The organism is Paenibacillus anaericanus (genome assembly GCF_003994475.1).
Taxonomy (GTDB): Bacteria; Bacillota; Bacilli; order Paenibacillales; family Paenibacillaceae; genus Fontibacillus; species Fontibacillus anaericanus.
In genome coordinates, this window is sequence record NZ_RZNY01000001.1 from 327,741 (window position 1) to 354,137 (window position 26,397).

Genomic DNA, 26,397 nt, shown 5'->3' on the forward strand with positions numbered 1-26,397 from the left:
ACTGATATCGTAATATCAAAAGAAGACCGGATACTAATCCGGTCTTCTTTTGATCAAATTATTTACAAACCAAGCCAATTCTTAAACATGTGCTTTGTCGTGGCTTTGTTCATTTCAGCGATTGAGGTTGTCAACGGGATGCCCTTCGGACAGGCGCGAACACAGTTCTGCGAGTTTCCACAACCTTCGATGCCGCCGTCTTCCATAAGAGCTTCTATTCGTTCCTCAGCATTCATTTCGCCCGTAGGATGTGCGTTAAACAACCTTACTTGTGAAATAGGTGCAGGACCCATGAAATTGGTCTTCTCATTGACATTAGGGCAAGCTTCAAGACAAACACCACAGGTCATACACTTGGACAACTCATACGCCCACTGACGCTTCTTCTCCGGCATGCGGGGACCTGGGCCGAGGTCGTAGGTTCCATCAATTGGAATCCAGGCTTTCACTCGCTTCAGTGAGGTGAACATTCTGCTACGATCAATAACCAGATCACGTACGATCGGAAAAGTCTTCATCGGTTCAAGTCGCACCGGTTGCTCCAGGTTATCAACTAATGCCGCACACGCTTGACGAGGCTTGCCATTGATGACCATCGAGCAGGCGCCGCACACTTCCTCTAGGCAATTGGACTCCCAGCATACCGGAGCTGTATCTTGCCCATTCAAGTTTACTGGGTTTCGTTGAATTTCCATCAAAGCACTGATGACATTCATACCCGGACGGTAGTCCAGCTCGAATTCTTCCGTATAGGACGCCGCTTCCGGCTCATCTTGACGTGTAATAATGAACTTTACCTTTTTGGCAGCAGCTTTCGGTTCCGCCATAGCCATAGCCTTCCCCTCCTATTAATCTTTTGAATAGTCGCGAACACGTGGTGGGATCAAAGAAACGTCCACTTCATCGTAGGAAATACGCGGTCCATCTGCAGTCCAACTTGCCTTAGTCGTTTTCAAAAACTCTTCATCATTACGTTCCGGGAAATCCGGTTTGTAGTGTGCTCCGCGGCTTTCGTTCCGCAATAATCCTCCGAGCGTCATGGCTTCGGACAACTCAAGCATATTCCACAATTGGCGTGTAAACGCAGCACCTGCATTATTCCATCGTGATGTATCGTTCATATTAATATTTTTGTAACGCTGTTTCAGCTCTTTAATCTTGCCAATCGTTGCCTCAAGCTTTGCATTGTAACGAACAACCGTCATGTTGTCCGTCATCCATTCGCCAAGCTCCTTATGAATGACATAGGGATTCTCAGTGCCGTTCATCGCCAGAAGACCTTCATATTTAGCTTCTTGTGCCTTGCGTGTATTCTCATAGACAGAAGGGTCGACATCCTCCGCCGATTTCTTTAAGCCGCGAATATATTCCACAGACTTAGGACCAGCCACCATCCCGCCATAGATAGCAGATACAAGTGAATTCGCACCTAGACGATTCGCACCGTGATATTGATATTCGCATTCACCCGCTGCAAATAGTCCTGGTACATTTGTCATCTGATTGTAATCAACCCACATACCACCCATCGAATAATGGACCGCAGGGAATATTTTCATCGGAATTTTACGGGGGTCATCACCCATAAATTTCTCATAAATTTCAATAATTCCTCCTAGTTTAACGTCTAACTCTTTGGGGTCTTTGTGTGATAAATCAAGATAAACCATGTTCTCCTGATTAACACCGAGCTTCATATCCACACACACGTGGAATATTTCTCGTGTTGCGATATCACGGGGTACCAAGTTACCGTAAGACGGATATTTCTCCTCAAGGAAATACCATGGCTTACCATCTTTGTACGTCCAGATCCGTCCACCTTCACCACGTGCTGACTCCGACATCAGTCGTAGCTTATCGTCACCGGGAATAGCCGTCGGATGAATTTGAATGAATTCACCATTAGCATAGTGCACACCCTGTTGATAAACCGCACTCGCTGCCGTCCCTGTATTAATAACCGAGTTCGTCGTTTTGCCGAAAATAATGCCTGGGCCACCTGTCGCCAAAATGACCGCATCCGATGCAAAAGTCACTACCTCCATCGAACGAAGATCCTGCGCGCAAATTCCGCGGCATATACCTTCATCATCGATAACAGCCGATAGGAACTCCCAGTGTTCATATTTGGTCACTAGTCCACCAGCTTCAAAGCGGCGTACCTGCTCATCAAGAGCATATAATAATTGCTGTCCGGTCGTTGCCCCTGCGAACGCTGTCCGGTGACGCTTCGTCCCCCCGAAACGCCGGAAATCAAGCAGTCCTTCCGGTGTACGATTAAACATAACACCCATCCGGTCCATCAAATGAATAATGCCCGGCGCCGCCTCACACATCGCCTTAACCGGTGGTTGGTTTGCCAGAAAATCTCCACCATAAACCGTATCGTCAAAATGCTCCCATGGAGAGTCACCTTCACCTTTTGTATTTACAGCACCATTAATTCCACCTTGTGCACAGACAGAGTGTGATCTCTTCACCGGAACGAGTGAGAACAGATGAACCTGAACCCCTGCCTCTGCTGCTTTGATCGTGGCCATCAACCCAGCCAGACCGCCGCCTACGACAATTACGCTTTGTTTAGCCATCTATCGTCAACTCCTAAAAGTTTTGTATAGCATCTTCTACTATGAATCGTCTTCGTACAAAACTTACCTCGTAAGCATTTGCCTAGTTTTGTATAGCATCTTCTACTTCGAATCATCTTCGTACAAAACTTACCTCGTAAGCATTTGCTTAGTTTTGTATAGCATCTTCTACTAGTCAACTAACCTATTAGCGATTTTATCCCTGTTAACCATGCCGTACCGTCCGCTTGAAACTCTACTCCGCGGAACGCAAACAGTGACCAGATTAACATCACAGAAACGATAACGCACAGGCCCATACAGATCACGGAGGACACCCGTTGAGCTCTTGGTCCAACAGTTATACCCCAACTAATCATGAAGGACCACAGGCCATTCGTGAAGTGAAAAGCTGCCGATAGAACGCCAATTAAATACAAAATGAAAAAGATCGGATTCATTACAATATCATGCATCACTCCGCCTAGCTCTTCGTGAGTAATGTTACCTAAAGCTACTTGTACGCGAGTCTCGTATACATGCCAGATAACAAAAGCAAATACCGCCACCCCGGTCACCCGCTGCAGCAAATATCGTAGATTCCGTTCATTCGGAAACCGCGTGTTGTTCGGTTTTGCCTGAAAAGCGATAAATATTCCATATACTCCGTGATACAATAGAGGTAACCAAATCCCAAAAATCTCCAATGCTAGTACAAGTGGCAAACTATTTAGTAGAGCCACACTGTCCTTAAATCCCTGACTTCCGCCTTCCACGGCAGCAAAATTAGTAATCACGTGTTCCAGAATGAAAAATCCAAGTGGCATGACACCCAACAGAGAGTGCAGTTTTCTGGAATAAAACCCTTTCATATGTTCATATACCCCTTCCCATTTCCATCGTTTCTCTATCAATCCATGCTTGTAATAAAAAACTTCCTAAGAAAACGTATATGACAATTTCCACAAACAAGTGCTACTTTAACATGGATATAAAAGTAACATGTGAACAACTTGTGTCACTTCCCATGTTACTCCTTTTCATCTTATAATGGAATTGCAATATAATTATTAAACGTTATAACAAATCGACATAAGCAACGTTGGCATCGAAACACGACTCAGAAATAAAGAGGGGGTACATTCATGCTTGAAGAACTACTTGTATTCACCACTGTCGTCGAACAATCTAGTTTAAACAAAGCATCCAAACTGCTTAATTTGTCACAACCAGCATTATCTCGTAAAGTGGCCAAACTAGAGCAGGAATGGGGTGTCTCCCTATTTCGCCGCAAAGGTAAACGACTTGAACTAACAAGAGTCGGCCATGAGGCTTACATCTATGCACTGGAACAGCGGCAACGACACCAGAATTTCCTGCAATCCGTGTCACGCTTCAAAACAGCAGAACGGGCAATCGTGAACCTCGGGGCGAGCCTCACTACCATTCAAACGACACTACCACTTTTTATCACAGCCATGATGAGTAAATTCCCTGACATTGAACTCAAGCTTTCCACTGGAAAAACCCATGAAATTGTTTCTTATCTCAGAGACAAAAAAGTAGATATCGGACTCGTAGCCTCCTCAATCAATGAAACAGGGTTGCGCTGTATCCCTTTATTTCAGGATCACCTGGAACTCATAGTTCCTAAGGGGCATGAACTAGCGGAGGGCGCCGCGATGGAAGACTTGAACGCCCGTTCCATGATTATTTTCTCTAAGGGCACTTGGTACCGCAAATTAATCGATGATTTGTTCGGTCGCTATGGAGTCATTCCCGACGTAAGGATGGAAATCGACTCATTCGAAGCGATTGTACGCTTATTACCGATTTGTAAGTCCGCGGCACTGTTACCTAAATCATATCTACGTAGCCAGTTACTTCGTGACAACGGTCTCGTTACCGTACCTATGAAGGAATTGGAGCAGACTAGGAGAGAGACCTGCTTGATCTATAGTGACAAATCAGAGTTGACTAACGAAACGATGGATTGGATTACCAAAATTAAAGGGAGTCTATTTCATGAATTAGATCTTTAAAACTTTTTCCCATAATAAGCCAACCCTTAACCAGCCCATTCGACGGCTGTTTTTTGTTGTTCTTAAAAACTCAAACTCACATCCATCACTTCATAAAAGCAAAATTATGTTGACAAAAATAACCAACGGTTATATGGTTAGTTACATAAGTAACTAACCAATGTGGTGGTGAGAAAATGGGTCTGTTAAGAGATGACGGACGTCCGATTTTCCTGCAAATTGCGGAGAAGATTGAAGATGACATCATAGAAGGAAGATTACCCGAAGAATCGCAAGTTCCATCCACGAATCAATTTGCAGCTTTCTATCAAATCAACCCTGCAACGGCAGCAAAGGGCGTTAATATGCTAGTTGATCAAGAAATTTTGTATAAGAAACGGGGGATTGGCATGTTTGTAGCGGAGGGCGCACGTGTAGTGCTGATCGAGAAAAGGAAAGAACAGTTTTACGAGCAATATGTAGTTACCATGATCAACGAGGCTGCCAAGCTGGGAATTACAACCCGGCAGCTATCCGAAATGATATCAAGAATGGAGTCGAATGAATCATGAGAGATACCATCGACACCACACCATTATTGGAATGTCGGCATGTCAGCAAGCAGTTTAGTGGCACCATTGCGGTGAAAGAAGCCACCGCCTCCTTCGAGCGTGATGCCATCCACGGATTACTTGGCGCTAACGGTGCCGGCAAAACAACACTACTCCATCTACTATCAGGTCAAATTTTCCAGACTCAGGGCGATATCCTATACGAAGGTTACCCTGTTCATGAGAACCCTCAAGCCGTAGCTAACATTTGTTTCGTTAAATCCGAGGAACGCTCTTGGATGGACTATAAAGTGAAGCATTTAATGAATTTCTGTTCCCTTCTATATCCTCACTGGGACGAGGAGTTTGCCAATGAATTATTACGGACATTCCGTCTACCACTCGGTAGACGATACAAAAATCTATCACGAGGCATGCAATCACTTGTTGGTATTGTCAGAGGGCTTGCTAGTCGCTGCCAAGTAACTTTATTCGACGAGCCTACATTGGGGCTTGATGCCGATATGAGAGAGACGTTCTATGATTTACTCATTCGAGATTTCAGTGAGAATCCCAGGACGATTATCCTATCTACACATTTGATCGATGAATCAGCTAAACTATTTCAATATATAACTCTAATCGAGCAAGGAACAATCACTACTCATCTAGAGACTGAGCAATTTATGGAGCAGGCGCATTATCTACAAGGGAACTCTTCTTTATTGGAACGCCTGTCCGAAGATCCACATGTACTGCATCAAGAATCACTTGCGGGGACTACACGTCTAGTCTGGTGGGGGGACTTGGATAATAGGGAACAACTTATTCACCAAGGTATCGATATTCAACCAGTTCCATTACAAAAGCTGTTCGTTTATCTAACTCGAAAAAGACTTAAATCATCACAATCGGAGGATGTCATATGAGATCATTTCGTAAACAGATGAAGTTTCACTGGATAGATTTTCGTAAAGCCATATATATATTCTGGTTAGTTCTAATACTTGTTAATTCTACACAAATAGTGATTCAACATTTCTGGCCGGGTATAATCGATTCACCTATTGATCAGGTATTCGCTGCTAATTACAGTGTCATTGCTATTTTCACACTGGTTGCTGGGCTTATAACCGCAACCCAAACCTTCCCTTTGATGATGAGTTTCGGATTCACTCGAAAGCAATTCTTTATTAATGTTCAAATCATTTCTGTAATTTACTGCGCTGGTATGGCCCTAATGCAAAGTATCGTCGTGCATGCCGGTAGCGCAATTATTCATTTGTTTGATTCCCAACTTCAGTCTAGCCTCATTCCCTTCTTCACTTTGTGGTATATGCAGTTTTGGATCTACCTAGCCATTTCCTTTCTATTCTTCGTGATGGGCATCGTATTTTATCGATTCGGCACTCTCGCTGGAATCTTTGTTATTGCTGTATATATCATGCTACTGTACTGGATAACCGAAAAACCAAGCTTTGATTCATATTTCAACTCCATAACTGCCAATACCAGCCCGACCCTAATTCTTATCCCCTTGATTATAACCATCATTGCCGCGAGCATCGGTTGGTTATTGTGCCGCCGAGCTGCTATACGTACCCATTAAATAAGAAGAGATCATTCGGCCACAAGAGTAGATATTAGATTGGCAATGATTTGACCATGTAGAATGCAAAGGAGATATTCAGATGGAAGTAACGTTGAGCCCTAAAAAGCGAAAAAAAGTATCCAAGAAAAAAGTCCTTCTAATTATTGTTTCAGTAATCGCACTCCTCACACTCATCATGTTTTCAGCTATCCCTCCATTAGTTATGAAAGACATGATTAATTTGCATGTAGATTTCGAAGTATATGCAGCTGAAGATTATGGCGTGAAGGCAGATCCTCTTACCTTGGAAACAGAAGATCATTTCTCTATTGCTGCATGGAAAGTTGAGCAAGAACAAGAGCAACCAAAGGGGATCGTAATCCTCTTATCAGGTATTCACAACCCCTCCGTTACTGCCTTTTTTGGATACTCTAAAATGCTGGAGGAAAACGGTTATGATTCTCTTCTGATCGAATTACGTTCTCATGGAGCCAGTGAGGGAGATAAGATATATCTAGGAACTACAGAGTATTTGGATGTAGAGGCAGGAGTAGAATATATTAAATCTCAGGAAAAGTATAAAGATACGCCAATTATCGTGTGGGGTACTTCGATGGGAGGGACAACTGCTATAAATGCAATCGGAGAAATTCCAGAAATCGATGGTTTGATTAGTTTCTCCGCCTTTTCATCTGGGACCGACGTTTTTATTGATAATATGATAAATATGGGAGCACCCTCCTGGTTTGCAAAGATAGAAAGACCTTTTGTATGGATGTATCTAGGATTGGAATTTGGGTTTGATAAAATGAAGATTAATCCGGTGAATGAAATTCAAAAGTTGAATGACAGACCTGCGCTTCTGCTCCATTCAACGGAAGATTCGCAAGTCCCTTATGCAAGTTTTGAACGAATTAAAGAAAAGGCCCCGGATACAACCGAGACCTTTGTGCGTGAAGGTGATTACCATTTTATTTTTGACGAAGAGAATTTCGATAATCCAACCAAAGATACTGAAGTGTCAACAGTAATAATAGATTTTTTACAGAAAAATTTTAAATAGAATATAGTAATTGAGATACAATTTGATACTACCTTATAAAGTCACCCGCTAGCTTCCTTTACTTCTAATCCAAGCTTGCGGGCGACCCAACCGGTCGTACTGGCCTGAATCACAATCGTTAGCACAATAGCCATAAACGTCACCGCCGAGATTATCTCAGCATGAGCAATCCCCATTGCAAGTATTATCCCCGATAACGCCGCCGGAATTACACCTGTCTCTCGAACCCAGCACATGAACAACAACTCTCGCCAAGTCCATTTCACTACTCTATCAGGCAATGCACATAACAATACGGTAATCGGACGAGCTATGAACATTAGTATTAACACAGCGGCAAGACTTTGCCAGAAGTATTGTCCTAGAATCACAAAATTCACCTGACTGCCAAGTAGCACGAAGATCAACATACGCATCATAACCGTAATATTCTCCGCAAAGGAATTGATCTCGAGCTCTTTGGGCTTTAATGATAAATGGAACGTCTCTGCATTTCCCCAAATGATACCAGCAACAAACGCAGCCATAAATCCGCTAACATGCAGTAAATCCCCAAGCCAATATGAAGATAAAGCGCAAATGATCATTACTATCGGCGCGTACTCCTGCAGAATACCGTGACGCACATGCCCGCTTAAATATGTAAATAGTGCAGAAACGACGATACCTATTAAAATACCACCAAAAGCCGTTTTTATAAAATCCCAGGACATCGCGCCAAAATTTAATGCCCCGCCTCCAACAACCACTGCAAGCAAAGAGAATGTTAAGATGGACCCCGTAGCGTCGTTAAATGCCGATTCACTCTCAACCGTCTCACGAACTCTTTCCTTAATTTTGACCTGTTTAAAAACAGGAATAATCGAGGCGGGATCTGTAGAGGCAATAACCGCTGCTGCCAGGAATGCAAAGACCCAGTCCACACCAAACAAATAATGAACTCCCGTACCAACCACCACCATGGTAATCAATACACCCGGCACGCTAAGCAGTGATAGTGTAATCCATACTTTTCGCAGCCCACTGAGTTTCAAACTGCGGCCTCCGTCAAACAATATAAACACCGAACCAACCGTTAGAATCATCTGATTAACCAGGGAGCCACTCGGCTCGTGGATTAATTTCAATCCTGGACCAAGTAGCATGCCCACAGCAATAAATACTGCAACATCCGGTAGCTTCAGCCAGGAAGCCAGCTTTCCTGCAAACATCCCAACGCAAATAACAAATAGCAGCAGCATAATATCATCCGAAATTATTTTACCTACAGCCGATTCCATTTCAGTCACACTCCAACCATAGGATCATAACTAATCTTCATTAATGACAGCTTTAAAGTCCTCAATATTTTTATTAGATCCTATAATTACCATAATGTCGCCCGTAATCAATTGGTCCATAGCGGTCGGAGCTACGATAATTCCGCTCTTTTTATGAATAGCTACGATACTGCATCCAAACCGAACGCGTGGATTAAGCTCGCCAATATTTTTACTTTCAAGACAAGCTGGAACTATCATTTCGACGATACTGTATTCTTTGGATAATTCGATAAAATCCAGTAAATTCGGATTCACAAGCTGGTGAGCAACCCGAATCCCCATATCACGTTCTGGAAAAATCACACGATCCACTCCGAGTCGCTCAAGTGCCCGTCCGTGTAACACAGAGATGGCCTTAGCAACTACAGTCTTGATTCCTAAATCCTTCAATAAGATCGCAGTTAGGATACTCCGCTGAATATCACTGCCCATGGCCACGATGCCACAATCAAAATTGCGAACCCCTAACGACTTAAGTACTTCTTCTTCCGTGGTATCTGCCACTACGGCATGCGTGAGACGATTGCTGAGTTCATTCACTATTTCTTCGTTATGATCAATACCGAGAACCTCGTACCCGAGATCCATCAATTCCAATGCGAGGCTAGAACCAAACCGTCCAAGTCCGATCACTACAAACTGCTGCTTTTTCATTATTTTCGTCATTCCCCTTATCCTATAATCATTTTACCTTCTGGATAGCGATAAAGTTCTTTACCCTTTTTCGGTCCCAGTGCATAAGCTAACGTTAGAGGCCCAAGCCTTCCAGCAAACATCGTGAAGCTAATTATAATTTTACCAATGAGCGTCAGTTTACCCGTAATCCCCATCGTTAACCCTACCGTACCAAATGCGGATGTTGCCTCGAATAAAATACTCAAGAAACTAACATCCTCTGTAGTGGACAATATCATGGAAACTACAATGACGAGGAATAACGACAGCATCGTTATCGTCACAGCCTTGAAAATACGTTCTTGTGCCAAACGGTACTTGAACAGCACCAGATCTTCCCGTCCACGAATCATAGAAAAGACTGCACTAACAAGTATAGTGAACGTAGTTGTCTTTATCCCGCCCCCTGTGGAACCAGGTGACGCCCCGATGAACATCAGAATAATCATAAAGAACTGTGTTGCCTGTCGCAGCGCAGCAATGTCCAGTGTATTTGCTCCCGCCGTACGCGGTGTGACGGACTGGAAGAATGCGCTCCATATCTTTGCGCCCCAGTTCAGGGGTTCAAGCGTCTTGGGGTTAGTAAATTCAAATACAAAGATCACAAGCGCACCAATCAGGATAAGTGCGGTTGTCATCGTTAATACCACCTTAGAATGAAGCGTTAATCTGCGGCGGCGGCGGAAGTCGATTAAATCGGACATCACGATAAAGCCAATACCACCAGCGACGATTAAGAACATCGTGACGAAATTGACGATGGGATCCCCTACATACATCGTTAAGCTCCGGTACCCTCCAAATAGATCAAAGCCAGCATTATTAAACATCGCAACCGAATGAAAAATACCAAAGTAAATGGCACGACCCAAAGGCATATCGAAAGCCCAACGAATCGAATAGACTAACGCTGCACAAGACTCAATCACTAGCGAATACATCAATACTTTACGGATTAGACGAACAATACCCTCCATTGAGTTTTGATTCATCGCTTCCTGGAGTACCAATCGATCTTTCAATGAAATTTTTCGCTTGAGTGCAAAAGTGAATAAGGTTGCCATAGTCATAAAACCTAAGCCCCCGACCTGAATCAGAAGCATAATTACGACCTGGCCAAAGGTAGTGAAATGGGTTCCCGTATCAACCACGATCAATCCCGTTACACATGTAGCCGAAGTTGCCGTAAAGAGAGCATCGACAAAGGGGAGTGTTTCACCCGTTGTACTTGCAATAGGGAGCATCAATAATAGCGCTCCGACCATAATTATCGCGGCAAATCCGAACACCAATATCCGCGGCGGGGAAAGTTTAAACCATTTTGACAACACATGTTCACCTCATCACGTTAATAAAAAAGAACAATAAAAAAAGACACTGGAAATCCAATGCCTTGCGGTGGTTGGGCTCCTGCTGCAAAGGCCTACGAGGTTAGCTGACGGATTCGGGCATGCACAGTTGCCCTATTCACTTCATCACTGGAAATAATTCAATCCAAGATTCGAAGTAAAATTCACCCCTAAAGATTGGTTCCCCCATTTTCACATGGAAATTTGGCCAAATATTATTTTCATTTATTTACATTCATTTCAGTCAAATGGATTATAATCTTTATTCTTCCCTATCACAAAGCTTCATTTCCATGAAAAACATTGAAAAAAACCTAAAAGAGGCGAAACGCTGTTCCACGTCATCCCTTCTCCCAGCTTTGCTAAGCCTTACCGATGTTATTGCGGCTTTTCAACATTTCGTTCTCACTTATGGCGAATGTTTTCACCCTGTGTTATCTTTACTGAGACGAATATGAAGCGAATTGATCTGAATTTGAATAAAATTTCATTTTAAAGGGGTTTTATAATGAATGCTGCTGTTAAACCTTTCGGACGCAAACTAAAAACGAGTACACTTTGGATATTGGCCTCACTAGGACTCGTTATTTTTGTATTCTTACAAGTTCTCCCTACCACTGTCTCCGAGTCACTTCAAGTTGAGCAAACGAAAAATATCATTTCGAAAGACGAAGCAAAGCAATCTGCTGCAAACTTTATGGAGTCAACTCTCGGTATTTCAGGAAACTTAAATGAAACCTTAGTTACATATGAGACCTATTCAGAGGTCTATGGTTATTTATCCAAGGAAAAATTAATGGAATCGTATCTGAAAACTTATGATAAACAGTTCCCATTGGAATTGTTCCGCGTTCGTTTTGAAAATCCTGATGAAATCCACTCTGCGGTAACAGTAGATGTGCATATGACAACAGGGCAAGTCGTTGGTTTCGAGAAAATTGCTTCCGCTAGCAATTCAACTAAAGATTTGATGCTTGAACTAAGCTCCGAATCATCAACAACTACCTTAATGGCCAAAGCTAGAGAAGGTAATTTAAGCCTGGAAGAAAAAGATGCACTGGCGACCCCTTACCTGAAATCATTTGGATTCGCTAGAGATAAATTGATCCTAGCCTCTGGGGAAGAGGAGATCGGGATTCAATATCAACTTCAAGACAACGAAATAGGGAAATCCAAAGGATTCATCGATATCCGCTTCGAGTTTGGAGCAGTCTCTTCAATGGAGACCTATTTCAGCACTCCTGAGTCTCACATCGACTACGTGGATGCTCAGACGAGATTAGCATACTGGCTCACGTTTGGAGGGTATGCTTTATTTACTTTAGTACTTGGTATTCTAGCCATCGTATTCAGCGCCAAGACTCGGCCCCATTCTTCTTTTAAGCGTGGGATATTTCTATCCAGTCTTTACTTTATACTCTCTATAATAGGTGCAATAAATATGCTTCCCTATCTGCAAAAAGAAGGCGTGGACCCGATATTCCTAATCATCGGATTCCTTGTACAAGGTATATTGACCTTGACTATGGCTGCCTCCGTCTACTTCTCACTTGTTGGAGGGGATGGTCTATTAAAGAAGAATGGCCTTAATCTGTGGGCACGTTCTAAGGAACCCGGATATGGACGTCATGTCCTGACCTCTATGGCTGATGGTTACGCTTGGGCCTTTATTCTACTTGGTCTACAGTCCATCATATTCGTTATCTTGGATAAAACCATTCATTTCTGGTCAACGTCAGACGCTACACAATCACCTTATAATCTGTTATATCCGTTATTGTTTCCTTTACTCGCTTGGGTTGCCGGTATTGGTGAAGAAGCTGTATATCGTCTGTTTGGAATTCCCATGCTCAAAAAGATCGTTCGTAACACATTCGTTGCCAGTCTCATTACAACCATGATCTGGGCTTTCGGACATACATTATATCCAATCTATCCTGTCATAACACGTCCTATTGAATTAGGAATTATCGGATTATTATTCAGCTTCATCTTCCTGCGTTATGGCTTCATCGCGGCTGTCTTCTCACACGTAATATTTGATAGTATCTTAATGGCACTTAGCCTCATCTTTATGGGAGGATCGATTAACTTGGTGGCAGGATTGTTCTATATTATTCTTCCTGCTATCGTTGCTTATGTGATTTATCTATTCAACCCACCGGGAAAGGAACGAAGAACTCCTTTGATACAAAAAAGAGAGGAGCCGTTGATTACGACTCCTCATCCTGAAGGGCATTAATAATTTGATTGGCGAGCTTCTCGCCGATCGACAGGGGCCGAAAGTCTTCGACTGAGGCCTCTTTTATTTTTTTAAGTGAGCCAAAATGCTTCAGCAAAAGTTTGCGACGCTTCTCACCAATGCCAGGAATAGCATCCAGACGTGAGGTAACCATCGACTTGGCACGTTGCTCACGGTGAAATGAAATAGCAAACCGGTGTACCTCGTCCTGAATCCGTTGCAACAAGTAGAACTCCTGACTGTCACGTGGCAAGTGAACTGGCTCTGGTGGGTCACCTACCATCAATTGAGCCGTCTTATGCTTGGCATCCTTAACGAGACCACACACAGGGATATACAACCCCAGCTCATTCTGTAGTACATCGACCGCTGCCGAGATTTGCCCCTTCCCTCCATCTACAACGATCAGGTCAGGCATTTGCAGATTGTCCTTCAACACTCGTTCGTACCGACGACGAATGACTTCACGCATCGTCTCATAATCGTCTGGTCCCTGAACGGTCCGAACTTTATATTTACGATACTCCTTCTTAGCTGGCTTCCCATCAATGAAGACGATCATAGCCGACACAGGATTCGTTCCCTGAATATTGGAGTTATCAAAAGCTTCGATTCTTGAAACTGATTCGAGACCAATACTCCGGCCCAGATTCTCCGCAGCCTTTGAAGTCCGCTCTTCATCTCGTTCAATCAGCTTGAACTTCTCGTCAATCGAGACGCGGGCATTATCCTCAGCCATCGTCACCATCTGCTTCTTAAGCCCCCGCTGAGGCACGAGAACCTTCACACCGAGCCACTGCTGTAGCGCTGCAGCTCCGCTCACCGGATCCAATGTTTCGCCACCAGCAGCACTCACAGTCACTCCTGTGGCATCTATCACCGTTTCCGCTGAATCAACACTTTCCTCATCCCCAGCAAACCCCTTCAAATCAGGTAGAAGAATTTCTTGTGGCACCGCCGGATTATCACTGTAATACTGCGTTACATAGGATAGAAAATCACCATAGGCTTCCCCATAGAACGGAAAGACCGAAGCATGACGTTCAATCATTTTACCCTGTCGCATGTATAATATCTGGACACACATCCAGCCTTTATCGACAGCAAAACCGAACACGTCGCGGTCTTTGGCATCCGCCATCGTGATCTTCTGTTTCTCCATTAGCGCATCGATGTTGATGATCTGATCTCGTAATTCCTTAGCACGTTCAAAATACAATTCCTCTGCGGCTTCATGCATTTTACGCTGTAGTTCTTTCTTGATTTCCTCATGACCACCACTGAGAAAAGAATTGATTTCCTGCGTCATTTTCTCATATGTTTCCTGAGGCACTTCTTTTACACATGGCGCAAGGCACTGCCCCATATGATAATAGAGACAAACATCTTTGGGCATGACATTACATTTGCGCAGTGGATACATCCGATCCAATAGCTTTTTTGTTTGTTGAGCTGCGTAACTATTCGGATAAGGTCCGAAATATTTCCCTTTATCTTTCAACACTCGCCGAGTGACTTCAAGCCTAGGGTGTTCTTCGTTTGTAATTTTAATATAAGGAAAGGTCTTATCATCCTTTAATAGCACGTTATAGCGTGGATGATGAGTCTTGATCAGGTTGCACTCCAGAATGAGTGCTTCCATGTTACTTCCAGTAACAATATACTCGAAATCTCGGATATCCAAGACAAGTCGCTGCGTTTTACCATCGTGGCTGCCTGTGAAATAAGAACGGACCCGGTTCTTCAAGACCTTTGCCTTACCAACGTAAATAATGGTACCTTCTTTATTCTTCATCAAGTAGCAGCCCGGAAGATCAGGTAATAAAGCCAACTTGTGACGGATAGCCTCCATAGCCTTCTCTTGCTCTTGTTCATTCTCTTGCTCTTGTTCATTCTCTTGTTCTTGTGAATCATGAATCAAATCCATGCCCGTGACTTCCTCCCCTATGGAATTGTTCACTTCGAATAATATACAGAAAACGCCCCCGGACATGCCGGAGGCGTGGGGAAAACATACCCTTGCAACCAAAAAGAAGCAATAAAGCTTATTAGTGTTTAGCGATCAGGTTTTTCAGTGCTTCTTTGGAATTCAATCCAACAACCTTATCAACGGGTTGCCCGTCTTTGAAAAGGATCAATGTTGGAATACTCATCACACCAAAACGGGACGCTGATTCCGGGTTTTCGTCCACATTCACTTTTGCTATTTTGACCGAATCTCCTACATCTGAAGCCAATTCCTCTAGAATTGGAGCGATCATTTTGCAGGGACCACACCAAGGAGCCCAGAAATCAACAAGGACCATACCTTGACCTTCTACTTCATTATTGAAGGATTGATCGGATACATTAACAATTGCCATAATAAATCTCCTCCTATATGTTTGTTTTATCATGTTTGCACAGTATTCTCAGAACAAACACAATTTCATTCAGTTCATAATGATGAATCCATCCTAAAATGGCGTCTTGCCAATTATACCACATTTTTTTTGAGAATGGGTAATCACCGTTACACGCGCGGTTAAAGCGCCTTCTTTACAAAATAAAGTAGAAATGGTTATACTATTAATAACCCAAAATCGTTTTGTCTATAACATATATCATTGATGTTTCCAACTTGACCGAGGAGGCTACGCCAATATGGACGCTAACCCACATGCAAACGACCCAAGAGCGCATATCAACGAAGAGCCACGCAACGATTTATTTGATTTGATGAACGGTTTCTTCGGTATGTTTACGCTCATGGCCGTTATTTTCTTCGGAATGGTCATCGTAAAATTTATAGCCGGTTAAGAAGCTGGACGGCAAAAAGGCTGGATCTTCTCCTCCAAGAGAATCCGGCCTTTTTTTGTATTTGTATTTTATTTATTGATTTCGCCCACGCTTGTTACTCCCATGAACTTGTACTACGTCCACAAATGGGGCAATCCGATCCATCAAACGTTGACCCTTATGTTGTTCTTCCCCATCTTTATTCGTAAAGCTTAGATGCTTCTCCAAAGCACTAAGCGAATGATTCGAAGTGTAAAAGGTCGGCTTACGGTTCATTCTATAATTAAGAATAGCTCCCATCACATGGTCGCGAACCCAAGGATTTAAATTTTCAGCCCCGATGTCATCAAAGATGAGCAAGTCCGCCTGCTTCATAACCTCTACCGATTCCTTCAGCTTCTGATTATCCAGCATCATCGACTTTAAATCTTCCACAAACTCAGGCATGTAGACGATCACTCCGGAATATCCCGATTTCGCCAGTTCATGAAGTAAGTAACACATTAGAAAGGTCTTTCCGGTACCGAAATGACCCTCGAGATAGAGCCCTTGAGTCTGAAGTCCATCCTCTCTTGTCTCATTGATATATTTAATAACCTGAGCCACGGCTGGTGCTCGCTCACGATCTTTCATCATGATCTCTACTTCATTGTAGCCTTCTTCTAGGGCACGTTCATCCACGTAGAAGCTATGTATCCGCTTCTTCACCGCTAGTTCCGTCTGCCTCTGATTCTGCTTATCGCAAGGAACCTGCCGATCTATCAATTGGGTACGTCCACCCGTATTTTCGACTGTCAACTTCGTATAATGTCCTGGAAAATCATTAGGACAATCATCAAGTCCCGGACAATTACTACAATGGCGATTCGTATTCACATATTGATACAGCTTAGCCATATTAAGATGCAACTGTTCATCTGTCAGCTCTGGATGAGCCGCGCGAAGTGACAGTACCAAAGGTGAATTTAGTAGCTCAGCGGAAAGTTCTTCTGACCTCCGACGGAGTTGTGGGTTCTTCATTTGCGACAACAGTTGCCCAAGTGATTCCATGCGTTATGTTCACCATCCTTCATTCTATATATATATACAATTCCGCTCCGTTTAACTGCCTCTATTCTTGCTTGCTTGTGTCTGCTCAGCCAACTTAAGCATTTCAGCAAAATCCTCATCAGAGACACTCTGCTCCCCACTCGAACGTTCAACGATAGGGATCTCAGGCTTCGGCTTCACTCCACGATTATTATACGTACGTCCACGTCCCGCGCCGGCCGCACCACCTGTAGAGGCGGCTGCAACTTTATCCTTCACCTTCGACTGTTCACGTATATACTGAACAGCCTTCTCATAGGAATTGACTTGTTTCAGCAACATATTTGATGCGATAGCATCCACAAAATTACGATTAATCCGTTGTTCTCCACCCGAGGTTAAGAGGCTCATCAAATAATGGATCAAAACATTGATAACTTCACCTGGTAGTTTATAATTCAAATCGATTTTTTCAAAGATATCAAGTAAATTATCAGGAACCGCTCCCGGAAAGAACGTCTTAAGAAGTCTAGTGTATGGCTCGTTACGCAACATCATGTTGTACTGATGAATATCGCACTTGCTTATAAATTGTGGTGGTACTTCCACATAAAATTCCATTTGAACTGCAATTTCTTCCTCATGCATCTGGGCAGGTTCTTTAACTTCAGCGCGAAGGGCGGCCACTTTACCGTATACAACTTCCCGCTCTTCCTTGCGTCGCTTGCCTTGGCGGAACTGAAGATTTGCTATGTGCTGTAATTTATCCAACAAAAGCCCACCATCAGGATCAAACACACCATCTTCATCCAGAAGGCGACACAAATCTTGAACACTCAAATCGTATTTACGAGCCACATAATTCGCAACTCCCATCCCTTCGGGATTAAATCGTAGCCCTTCCACAAAAGGACGGTTAGCAGATCCACGCGGGAAATGGAGGATAATGTCCGCATAATTGAGTGAATCTTCCTCACTCGCCACTGCTATTTGACCTTTCCCCCTCGCAACCGATGTTTCAGCAATCGCCTGTTCAAGTTCATAATCAATAGCATGCGTGTTCAGTTCAAAAATATCATAAAATGGTATGGATATATTTTCTTTATTATAAGTTAGAACGGACCACTCATCCGGTTCTTTATTGAATAGCTTCTCCCGCAACTCCAGAACGGCAAATTTGCCAATCTTATCACGTAGTAGTAACGTCAGATGCTGGGTTCTAAAAAACTCTGACGGCGACAATGGCGCTTGTAGCTCATATTCATACATATAATCGTCACTATCAGGCATATATAAACGGCTAGTTTGTAACAGACCAACTGCTTCTAGTTTGGAGGTCTGCTCAACGAGAAATTTACGTCCCTTTTCACTAGGCTCCAACCCCAACGTCAAAAATAACCCCCGTTGCTGCTCAACGGCGGAATATCCTACTTGTTCCAACGGCACTTGCTGGGCGAGCAACTTATAGACTCCTATTGCAAAAGCCCCAACCATAGGTTGATAGATTAAATTTAGCATTTTCCCGTCTACACCACTAAGGCTGAAGTCACGATACACACAATAATGATGATTCTCGGTAAAATGATGTAAATTGTTCATGCGCACCTATGAAATCACTCCTTCATATCACTTACAGGTAGACTTCCTCTATTCTATCACAAATCCGGCTGAGCTTAGTCGTAAAATCATGGCATTTCTTAGCCGCCGCAAAGCTCGTGGTAAGTTTTCTTAACAAATGAAAGATAAGGCGATGGAGGGAATACCTTCATCGTTTCATATACTTGCTCAATAAGAGTGCGGGCACGATCATGTTCTCCCTGCTCAGCATAAATTTTTGCTATATAAGCTCCGGCAGTATGAATAGAAGCCTTATTAAACGGGTGGTGCCCCCATTCCGGCATGGTGACTTGCGACAACGCTTCAAGAGCCTCCGCATATCGATCTAACCCATAATAGGAGATTCCCCTCTGCAAAAGCCAATATCCCCGCTTATCCTCATGCTCCATATCAGAGTACTTCAAGATCAAATCCAATGCCTCAGTGAATTTGCCCTTCCAATTCAAATTTGTTACTTCGACCAATTCTATTAATTCCAACGAATCGAGGTCTTCCGTAAATTGAGCGAACTGCCTTGCTTTGGACAAATAATGTTGAACTTGTTCATCGTCCTCAATGATTTGACTATTTCCCGCCAACAATCTATAAAAATGGTCCGTTAGATAAAAGACCTTCTCATCATGAGACAAGGTAATAGCCGCCAGAAGAACATTTCTACTTTCTTCATAATATCCAATAGCAGACAAGGATGCCGCCTCAGCATAATGAAGGTCTAGTTCAAACAAGATATCCCTACTTGATTGCTTGTCCTTATATTGCCGCCAAACATCACGGATTAAGTCTAGCGAAGCCCCATATTGCAATTTCGTAAAATACAAAGCATACATGATATATCTAGCCTTAGCTGCCTCAACATATAAACTAAAATGATCATAAATCTCTACTGCCTTATCTACTGCTCTTCCGCCGTTCACATTCAATGTATGGAAGCAAGCTTCTGCGTAATTCTCCATAAGTCTTGCAGCGTCAAGAATTAAAGGAAGCTTCGTCTCCAGTAAAGGTTCAACCTTTGATATGACTGATGAATATTCTTTCCGCTTGATATGATCCTCTACTTCCCTCAGCAGCCTACTTATTTCCGCAGAGCCATCCTCTTCCAACAACTGACTGACTTCTAGCCCCAATTGCCGAGCCAAGTATTGTAAGCTTCCCATCGAGGGCTGAGCTTTACCGTTCTCAATTTGACTGAGCATACTCTTCGTTATATGTTCACCTGCTAACTGCGATTGTGTTATACCCTTTGCTTTACGCAGCTTTCGAATTTTTTCTCCGATTGTTGTTGACATGTATTCAACCTCATTAAATTCATTTTATCCAGTATAACTTAACTAGAAGCTACAGAAAAGCATACGAATTGATCATTTGTTAAATTAAAATAAACTTATATTGCGAATCGTTGCTACATACGCTATTATAAGTTTAATTTAATTTAACTTTAATTGGAAGTGGGAAATCACATGGATATTGATGTTCCAAACAAACGCAACGATAATCGAAACATCTTTCTTTTTTTTACCGGCAAATTAATTACGATGTTAGGCTCAAGCATGTACACTTTTATTATTGGACTGTATATTTTGAAATTGACCGGTTCAGGTGGAAACTTCGCTCTAACGATTATTTGCGGGATGTTACCTCGAATACTGTTGTCTCCATTTGCCGGAGTGATCGCTGACCGTATGAGCCGCCGAAAGCTCCTTATAGGATCAGATGCTGCAAGTACAATCGTCATGCTTCTAGCCTTTTCCACCGTATCATTTGCAGGACTTTCCCTAATAACTGTCTACGCTTCACTCATCCTACTCTCAGTATGTTCTACCTTCTATAGCGTCTCCCTATCTTCTTCCGTTATGATGCTTGTTGAAGAGGATAATGTGCAGCGAGCGAGTTCCTTGGGTCAAATCTCCAGTTCAATCGGCAACATTTTAGGACCAATACTTGGTGGAATTCTTTACGCTTATGTATCATTAGAAATGTTTATGTTATTTAATGGCCTTGCCTTTCTGATATCAACACTGATGGGATGGTCATTGAAATTCAAACCTTCGGCTTCATCATCCCCTGACTATGATATGAATACAGGAGATGGTTCGTCTAAAGGATTCCTTACATCATTCCAACGCAGTTTTATTGAAGGTTTCCATTATGCTAAACGGAACCATCTGATCTGGGGAATGATCAAACTGGCCTTCTGGATCAACTTTTTCATCAGTGCTCTTAACGTGTTTCTCCCCTATATTATTGTCGAGTCCTTGAAACTTAGCTCCAAGCAGTATGGTACTATCGACGCAATGTTAGCTGCAGGTATGTTACTCATGTCAGCTCTTCTCTCGATTCGCAAACAACTAGGAGATCCCATAAAGTCATTACTACAGGGTACAACTACTCTCTCCATTCTAATTATTTCTATGTCATTACCCTTGCTTATTACCTTCACTTCTCTTGGCTCATTTGTATTTTATATGATACTCATGTTAATTGTTGGCATAATCATTATTTACATCAATATTCCCATCCAGGTTACACTGCAAAAGACTATAGAAGAGGAATATCGCGGACGCGTATTCGGCATTCTTGATACGATGGCCAGTGCAATCGCACCTCTAGGTATGGTATTATTCGGCCTTACGCTAGACTGGATTCCAAGTTTCTATATCCCTATCATTTCAGGTTTAGGACTGCTGCTCGTTACTTGGATCGGGGCACATGAGCTACGAAAGGTCCCAAGTCAGACAACTGTCGCTTCATCTCAGCAGGCTTCCAGTAGTCAATAAGCAACCTCACACACGCGAATAAAACAAACAGCGGTGGCACCCCTGGCTATCAGGGATACCACCGCTGTTTGTTTTATTTCAATTCCACTTTTAAACATAAAGAGGATTCATAACTATAATCAATACTTGATCATGGAGGAGCAGAAGTTAGCGGAGAGGACGGAATTATCCAGAAGAAGCGATAGCGTTCACCTTTGCCTCAGAAATTTCACCGCTATAGCGATATATTCAAAAAATTTCGGAGGCAACAGTGATCGTAAGGATAATCCGTCATCGTAGCGGTTGTGCGAACCTACTGTTTCAAGCATTAGTTATGTCCTTAGAATGTTTAAAACATCCTATATCCGCCTTTACGCAGCTTTTCAATGGTCCATCCACTTAATATTGCGCCACCAAATCCAGCAATCGCAGTCAAATAATCAACCAAACGGAACGAAGCGAGGTAGGATCCAAAACTCTTATCATGATTCCATAACGTATATACAACAATCGGTACAATGACAAGAACAAATATGTATGCTGGAAACCATGTTGTTTTCATAAGCATATTGAGAATAAATCCGATGCCGAACATCATAACGAAGAACAGAACCATCAGCACCAATACGATGAGCCAACCCATCGTTTCCCCACCCTTCTCCTCCATACTATAAGTTAAATCACATTGACTAGAACTAGTGATAAGTTTACTAGAAAAAATGTTACGAAGCAACGAACTTTCTTGAAATAAAATCACAATTCGGTTTGCCCCTCTACCATCGTTAGGATACAATAGAGTAAGTACATATCGTATGTAATCCATAAGAAATTTAGGAGTGATAATAAATGAGTGACGTAGCTTCAACTTTGGAAGGATGGTACGCTCTGCATGATTTCCGCTCCATCGATTGGACAGCTTGGAAAGCAGCAGATGACGAGGAGCGAGCAGGAGCACTTGAAGAGCTTCACACCTTCCTCCAGCAGTGGGGCAATATGGAGCAAGACAAGAGCGGTAGCACAGCCGTTTACTCCATCGTAGGACAGAAGGCTGACTTTGTATTCATGCATCTTCGGGAAACATTAGAGGAACTAAACGCTGTGGAGACCGAATTTAATAAAACAACATTTGCTGAGTACACGATTAAATCTTACTCTTATGTGAGTATCGTGGAACTAAGCAACTATCTTGCATCAGGAGATGGTGATCCGAAGAGTAATCCTGAAATTCTAGCTAGACTTCAGCCCATTCTCCCAAAATCGAAACACATCTGCTTCTACCCGATGAACAAGAAACGCGATTTGAATGACAACTGGTATATGCTAACCATGGATGAGCGGCGCACTATGATGCGTAGCCACGGTATGATCGGTCGTGGATACGCCGGCAAAGTGAAGCAAATCATTACCGGTTCTGTTGGTCTAGATGATTGGGAATGGGGAGTCACACTCTTCTCTGATGATCCGATTCACTTTAAGAAACTCGTATACGAAATGCGGTTTGACGAAGTGAGTGCACGTTTTGGAGAATTCGGTTCCTTCTATGTTGGTAATTTGCTCAATGAGCAGTTGTTCGAGGACTTACTGAAAGTATAATCCGCTCCCCAGAGAGCAAACAAATAAAAGGCTGCTCCCTATGAACATTGGGAACAGCCTTTTTCATCTATTCGTCTTCCGCTTCTTCCCGAAGCGACTCTAGAAATAATGCAGTCGCCCTATCGCGGTCCCTGCTCTTCTCCTTTAACCTTTCGATTGCCGGAAGAATAAGGATATCCACTTCTTTCTGGACGGTATAAGCGAAGTCATATTGCTGCTGTGACTCTAAATAAGAACCCACTTCCATCAATGCGTTATATCGGTCTAGCTCTTCCCGCGTAAGTAAGCCCCGGACTTGAACGCTGCAATGGCGCATCCTATAGGAATCTGCCTTTTTTCAGAACTAACGGAATGCCGCCAATCGTGAATAAGTAGCGAATATCTACAACTTTCTTCAGTTGAGCAGCAACCCAGCCAGTATAGGTCTTGCCAAATGCCGAAGCAACGGCTTCACCTTTACCAAGTGATGCAACTGTACCTTTGTTACTAAATATAAACTTCTTAAGCTCTTTGCCGCGAATGGACGCAACTACATTCTGAGCGCAGACCACACCTTGTTGCATAGCAATTTGAGCTGTTGGAGGATACGGACGTCCTTCAGCATTAAACATTAAGGAGTTATCCCCAATGATGAAGACATTATCATGGGCTGGTGCATGCAAATAATCATCGATCTTCACGCGACCACGAGCCGTTTCAAACCCAGCTGCTTCAATAAGTCTATTCCCACGGATACCACCCGTCCAAACCACTGTAGCCGATTTGATCTCTTCACCTGTAGCCAGTAGAACGCCATCCGGTGTACATTCTTTAATGGCGACACCAATTTTAAATTGTACGTTTTTCTTACGTAGGACATTCATAGCGTACTCAACTAGCGCAGGATCAAATCCTGGAAGTGCGGTTGGAGCTGCTTCTACATTATAAATGTTAACAAGATTAGGATCTACATCGTAATCTTTGCAGAGCTGTGGAATTCGGTCAGCTAATTCAGCAACAAATTCAATTCCACTAAATCCAGCGCCGCCAACTACGAAGTTAAGACGGTCCTTACGGCTTTCATCCGTCTTGTACAACGCAAATTGATATTCAATATGCTGACGAATTAAGCGTACCGAGTTGATGCTGCGGATCGTCATAGCGTATTCCGCTAGCCCTGGAATGCCAAATGATTCCGGTTCGCCACCAAGGGCTATAATTAGGTAATCATAAGACAGGGTCCCGTCTTGGAGAACCACCTTTTTATCAGCCAGTCGGATCTCTTGAACATTGGATTTAACCAAATCAATCTTGAATTCATCGATCAGTTTAGAAATTTGCACACGTGTATGTTCGATGGAGTCCGTTCCTGCTGCAGGCATATGCAAATGAGTAGTGAAATAATGGTAATCGTGCCGATTTACTAAAGTTACATCGGCCTCATTGTAATTCAATTCTTTTTGCAGTCTCTGTGCGGTTAGAATCCCGCCATATCCCGCTCCAAGAATTACTATCTTAGGTATGGTACTCATCTGGATTGTTCTCCTTCCAATTTTAAACACTCTATATTCTTTAAACATCAACCTTCAATGTGAAAATTAACACATAAATTTAGATGAAATTCTATTCCGAATTTCGAAAATTTCGAGACTTTATGTAATAGTCATTCTAAACGGTAATTGTTGCTATATCAAATTTCACACACCATCTCGAAACTGTGCTTTTTTTGTCACACTTTTTTGTACACACAATTGAATGATATCGACTTTTACTTAAAAGATCAAGTCTTATTTCATGCCGATTCCCGGGGTTTTCCATATCATTTGAGCTACATCAGCTTGTATATTCATCTTGCCTTTGCAAGTCAAGACTAGATGTTTATAATAAAGTAGAATTGACATTATTAAGCTACACAAATTTTCTGGAGGTGTTTTGCCTGTGTCATCCCTTAGTCCTAACGCCAATTTTTCCGATTTGCTTATCATCGGAGGCGGCCCTGCAGGCATGTTTGCCGCATTTTACGGCGGTATGAGAAAAGCATCCGTCAAACTAATCGAAAGTATGCCTCAGTTGGGTGGTCAAGTTGCTGCCCTTTACCCTGAGAAATATATTTACGATATTGCTGGTTTCTCTAAGATCACGGGCCAAGAACTGATCAACAATTTAAGTGATCAGTTGAAACTGTTCAACTCAGATATTCGCCTCGAGGAAAAAGTCATACACATCGAGAAGAGAGATGAACGCCATTTTATCGTAACAACCGATCAGGATGTTCATCACGCTCATGCTTTAATTATTACAGCAGGGGTCGGAGCATTCGAACCGCGTCGTCTAGACCTTGAGAACGCCGCTCAGTTCGAAAAGACAAATCTGCATTATTTTATAAGTGATTTAGAAAAATTCCGTGGACGGAAGGTCCTCATCAGCGGTGGCGGTGACTCTGCAGTAGACTGGGCACTTATGCTTGAACCTATCGCTGAACAAGTGACCCTCATTCACCGCCGAGATAAATTCCGTGCCCATGAGCACAGTGTAGAAAATTTGATGGCTTCCAAGGTTCAAGTCATCACTCCCACAGAAATCACTGCACTTCATGGTGAGGATAACATCGAACGAGTTACCATCGCTCATGTTAAGTCGGGTGAAACACAAGAAATTGAAGTTGATGATGTAATCGTCAATTTCGGATTCGTATCCTCACTCGGTCCAATTGCAGATTGGGGACTGGAAATTGAGTCAAATTCCATCGTTGTAGACTCACGTATGGAGAGCTCCATTCCCGGGATATTCGCCGCTGGTGATATCACGACTTATCCTGGTAAGTTAGACCTAATAGCCGTTGGTTTTGGCGAAGCTCCAACAGCTGTCAATAACGCCAAAGTATATATCGATCCTGATGCAAAGCTATCACCAGGGCATAGCAGCAATCTCAAATTATAATGCTACATGAGAATTGACAAAAAAGGGTATCTTAACTTTACGATCATTTTACCGTAAAGGAGAGATACCCTTTGTCATATATATGCCCGTTATGTAACGGATTGGCTAATTTAAATTCATCCTGTCCTGATTGCGGTACGGTTCTAGAAAATATGGGGAAGAAGGAAGACTACGCTGGCCCTTACAGTCCCTATGGTTCTATTGATCAATTCACTTCAGTAATCTATAAGCATGCTGCTATGGGATGTGAGCATGTCGCTCAATGTCCGCACTGCCATGAAGCTTACATCTATCGTGTCAACGCCGTACAGACGCCTTAAGTTC

At 42.8% G+C, this 26,397-nt stretch carries 25 protein-coding genes and 1 riboswitch; of the genes, 11 read left to right on the forward strand and 14 right to left on the reverse strand.

Features of this window, described 5'->3' with window-relative positions:
* Positions 1-62 precede the first annotated feature (62 nt).
* From sdhB to EJP82_RS01680, 3 genes are all read right to left on the reverse strand, one after another.
* Complete coding sequence (sdhB, locus tag EJP82_RS01670) at positions 63-827, reverse strand: succinate dehydrogenase iron-sulfur subunit (protein ID WP_127190395.1); 765 nt, start codon at positions 825-827, stop codon at positions 63-65.
* A 21-nt stretch (positions 828-848) separates the two neighbouring features.
* Positions 849-2,591, reverse strand: coding sequence for a succinate dehydrogenase flavoprotein subunit (gene sdhA / locus EJP82_RS01675; RefSeq protein ID WP_127190267.1), 1,743 nt, complete (start codon positions 2,589-2,591; stop codon positions 849-851).
* Between the two features lie 179 nt (positions 2,592-2,770).
* Positions 2,771-3,442 carry a succinate dehydrogenase cytochrome b558 subunit gene (locus EJP82_RS01680; RefSeq protein ID WP_127190268.1) on the reverse strand — a complete coding sequence of 224 codons (672 nt, stop codon included), beginning with the start codon at positions 3,440-3,442 and terminating at the stop codon, positions 2,771-2,773.
* Positions 3,443-3,715: 273 nt separating this feature from the next.
* On the opposite strand from EJP82_RS01680, the gene EJP82_RS01685 reads away from it, so the two are divergent.
* The 5 genes from EJP82_RS01685 to EJP82_RS01705 all read left to right on the forward strand — a co-directional run bounded on the left by EJP82_RS01685 (position 3,716) and on the right by EJP82_RS01705 (position 7,796).
* A complete protein-coding gene (locus EJP82_RS01685; protein ID WP_127190269.1) occupies positions 3,716-4,612 on the forward strand; it encodes a LysR family transcriptional regulator in 897 nt (298 codons plus the stop codon).
* Between the two features lie 176 nt (positions 4,613-4,788).
* On the forward strand, positions 4,789-5,163 hold the full coding sequence (locus EJP82_RS01690; protein WP_127190270.1) for a GntR family transcriptional regulator: 375 nt from the start codon (positions 4,789-4,791) through the stop codon (positions 5,161-5,163).
* Complete coding sequence (locus EJP82_RS01695; RefSeq protein ID WP_127190271.1) at positions 5,160-6,071, forward strand: ATP-binding cassette domain-containing protein; 912 nt, start codon at positions 5,160-5,162, stop codon at positions 6,069-6,071. Before EJP82_RS01690 ends, EJP82_RS01695 begins: the two co-directional genes overlap by 4 nt.
* The gene (locus EJP82_RS01700; RefSeq protein WP_127190272.1) at positions 6,068-6,751 is read left to right on the forward strand and encodes a DUF4052 family protein; all 684 of its coding nucleotides are present in this window, start codon (positions 6,068-6,070) and stop codon (positions 6,749-6,751) included. The genes EJP82_RS01695 and EJP82_RS01700 overlap by 4 nt, the downstream gene beginning before the upstream one ends.
* 82 nt (positions 6,752-6,833) lie before the next feature.
* Positions 6,834-7,796 carry an alpha/beta hydrolase gene (locus EJP82_RS01705; protein ID WP_127190273.1) on the forward strand — a complete coding sequence of 321 codons (963 nt, stop codon included), beginning with the start codon at positions 6,834-6,836 and terminating at the stop codon, positions 7,794-7,796.
* 41 nt (positions 7,797-7,837) lie between these two features.
* On the opposite strand, the gene EJP82_RS01710 is transcribed toward EJP82_RS01705, so the two are convergent.
* Genes EJP82_RS01710 through EJP82_RS01720 form a run of 3 tightly spaced genes read right to left on the reverse strand, consistent with a single transcriptional unit; the run spans position 7,838 to position 11,124 of the window.
* Positions 7,838-9,076 (reverse strand): cation:proton antiporter, encoded by a 1,239-nt coding sequence (locus tag EJP82_RS01710; RefSeq protein ID WP_127190274.1) that lies wholly within the window; start codon positions 9,074-9,076, stop codon positions 7,838-7,840.
* Positions 9,077-9,106: 30 nt separating this feature from the next.
* On the reverse strand, positions 9,107-9,772 hold the full coding sequence (locus tag EJP82_RS01715) for a potassium channel family protein (RefSeq protein WP_127190396.1): 666 nt from the start codon (positions 9,770-9,772) through the stop codon (positions 9,107-9,109).
* 17 nt (positions 9,773-9,789) lie between these two features.
* Positions 9,790-11,124: a TrkH family potassium uptake protein gene (locus EJP82_RS01720; RefSeq protein ID WP_246053943.1), complete on the reverse strand. Its 1,335-nt coding sequence runs from the start codon at positions 11,122-11,124 to the stop codon at positions 9,790-9,792.
* A gap of 74 nt (positions 11,125-11,198) precedes the next feature.
* Positions 11,199-11,362: riboswitch (cyclic di-AMP (ydaO/yuaA leader) on the reverse strand.
* A gap of 288 nt (positions 11,363-11,650) precedes the next feature.
* On the opposite strand from EJP82_RS01720, the gene EJP82_RS01725 reads away from it, so the two are divergent.
* A complete protein-coding gene (locus EJP82_RS01725) occupies positions 11,651-13,384 on the forward strand; it encodes a CPBP family intramembrane glutamic endopeptidase (RefSeq protein ID WP_127190275.1) in 1,734 nt (577 codons plus the stop codon).
* Here EJP82_RS01725 and uvrC read toward each other — a convergent pair.
* Together uvrC and trxA are read right to left on the reverse strand one after the other, a co-directional pair.
* Entirely contained in the window at positions 13,356-15,311 is a 1,956-nt protein-coding gene (uvrC, locus tag EJP82_RS01730; RefSeq protein ID WP_127190276.1) for an excinuclease ABC subunit UvrC, read from the reverse strand. The genes EJP82_RS01725 and uvrC overlap by 29 nt on opposite strands.
* A gap of 121 nt (positions 15,312-15,432) precedes the next feature.
* Positions 15,433-15,780, reverse strand: a complete 348-nt coding sequence (trxA, locus tag EJP82_RS01735; RefSeq protein ID WP_341190573.1) for a thioredoxin — start codon at positions 15,778-15,780, stop codon at positions 15,433-15,435.
* Positions 15,781-16,027: 247 nt separating this feature from the next.
* On the opposite strand from trxA, the gene EJP82_RS01740 reads away from it, so the two are divergent.
* On the forward strand, positions 16,028-16,183 hold the full coding sequence (locus EJP82_RS01740; protein WP_127190278.1) for a YqzM family protein: 156 nt from the start codon (positions 16,028-16,030) through the stop codon (positions 16,181-16,183).
* A 72-nt stretch (positions 16,184-16,255) separates the two neighbouring features.
* Here EJP82_RS01740 and dnaI read toward each other — a convergent pair whose 3' ends face one another.
* From dnaI to EJP82_RS01755, 3 genes are all read right to left on the reverse strand, one after another.
* On the reverse strand, positions 16,256-17,212 hold the full coding sequence (gene dnaI, locus EJP82_RS01745) for a primosomal protein DnaI (RefSeq protein WP_127190279.1): 957 nt from the start codon (positions 17,210-17,212) through the stop codon (positions 16,256-16,258).
* Between the two features lie 51 nt (positions 17,213-17,263).
* Positions 17,264-18,796 carry a replication initiation and membrane attachment family protein gene (locus EJP82_RS01750; protein ID WP_127190280.1) on the reverse strand — a complete coding sequence of 511 codons (1,533 nt, stop codon included), beginning with the start codon at positions 18,794-18,796 and terminating at the stop codon, positions 17,264-17,266.
* A 92-nt stretch (positions 18,797-18,888) separates the two neighbouring features.
* Positions 18,889-20,094 carry a helix-turn-helix domain-containing protein gene (locus tag EJP82_RS01755; protein WP_127190281.1) on the reverse strand — a complete coding sequence of 402 codons (1,206 nt, stop codon included), beginning with the start codon at positions 20,092-20,094 and terminating at the stop codon, positions 18,889-18,891.
* A 171-nt stretch (positions 20,095-20,265) separates the two neighbouring features.
* On the opposite strand from EJP82_RS01755, the gene EJP82_RS01760 reads away from it, so the two are divergent.
* On the forward strand, positions 20,266-21,582 hold the full coding sequence (locus EJP82_RS01760; RefSeq protein WP_127190282.1) for an MFS transporter: 1,317 nt from the start codon (positions 20,266-20,268) through the stop codon (positions 21,580-21,582).
* 328 nt (positions 21,583-21,910) lie between these two features.
* Here EJP82_RS01760 and EJP82_RS01765 read toward each other — a convergent pair whose 3' ends face one another.
* Complete coding sequence (locus EJP82_RS01765) at positions 21,911-22,204, reverse strand: YuiB family protein (RefSeq protein ID WP_127190398.1); 294 nt, start codon at positions 22,202-22,204, stop codon at positions 21,911-21,913.
* A gap of 203 nt (positions 22,205-22,407) precedes the next feature.
* On the opposite strand from EJP82_RS01765, the gene hemQ reads away from it, so the two are divergent.
* Positions 22,408-23,154: a hydrogen peroxide-dependent heme synthase gene (hemQ, locus tag EJP82_RS01770; RefSeq protein WP_127190283.1), complete on the forward strand. Its 747-nt coding sequence runs from the start codon at positions 22,408-22,410 to the stop codon at positions 23,152-23,154.
* A gap of 67 nt (positions 23,155-23,221) precedes the next feature.
* Here hemQ and EJP82_RS01775 read toward each other — a convergent pair whose 3' ends face one another.
* Positions 23,222-23,470 (reverse strand): hypothetical protein, encoded by a 249-nt coding sequence (locus EJP82_RS01775; protein ID WP_127190284.1) that lies wholly within the window; start codon positions 23,468-23,470, stop codon positions 23,222-23,224.
* Between the two features lies 1 nt (position 23,471).
* Positions 23,472-24,665, reverse strand: a complete 1,194-nt coding sequence (locus tag EJP82_RS01780) for an NAD(P)/FAD-dependent oxidoreductase (RefSeq protein WP_127190285.1) — start codon at positions 24,663-24,665, stop codon at positions 23,472-23,474.
* Between the two features lie 406 nt (positions 24,666-25,071).
* On the opposite strand from EJP82_RS01780, the gene EJP82_RS01785 reads away from it, so the two are divergent.
* Together EJP82_RS01785 and EJP82_RS01790 are read left to right on the forward strand one after the other, a co-directional pair.
* Positions 25,072-26,073 (forward strand): NAD(P)/FAD-dependent oxidoreductase, encoded by a 1,002-nt coding sequence (locus EJP82_RS01785; protein ID WP_127190286.1) that lies wholly within the window; start codon positions 25,072-25,074, stop codon positions 26,071-26,073.
* Between the two features lie 71 nt (positions 26,074-26,144).
* Entirely contained in the window at positions 26,145-26,393 is a 249-nt protein-coding gene (locus EJP82_RS01790) for a hypothetical protein (protein WP_127190287.1), read from the forward strand.
* Positions 26,394-26,397: the final 4 nt, after the last annotated feature.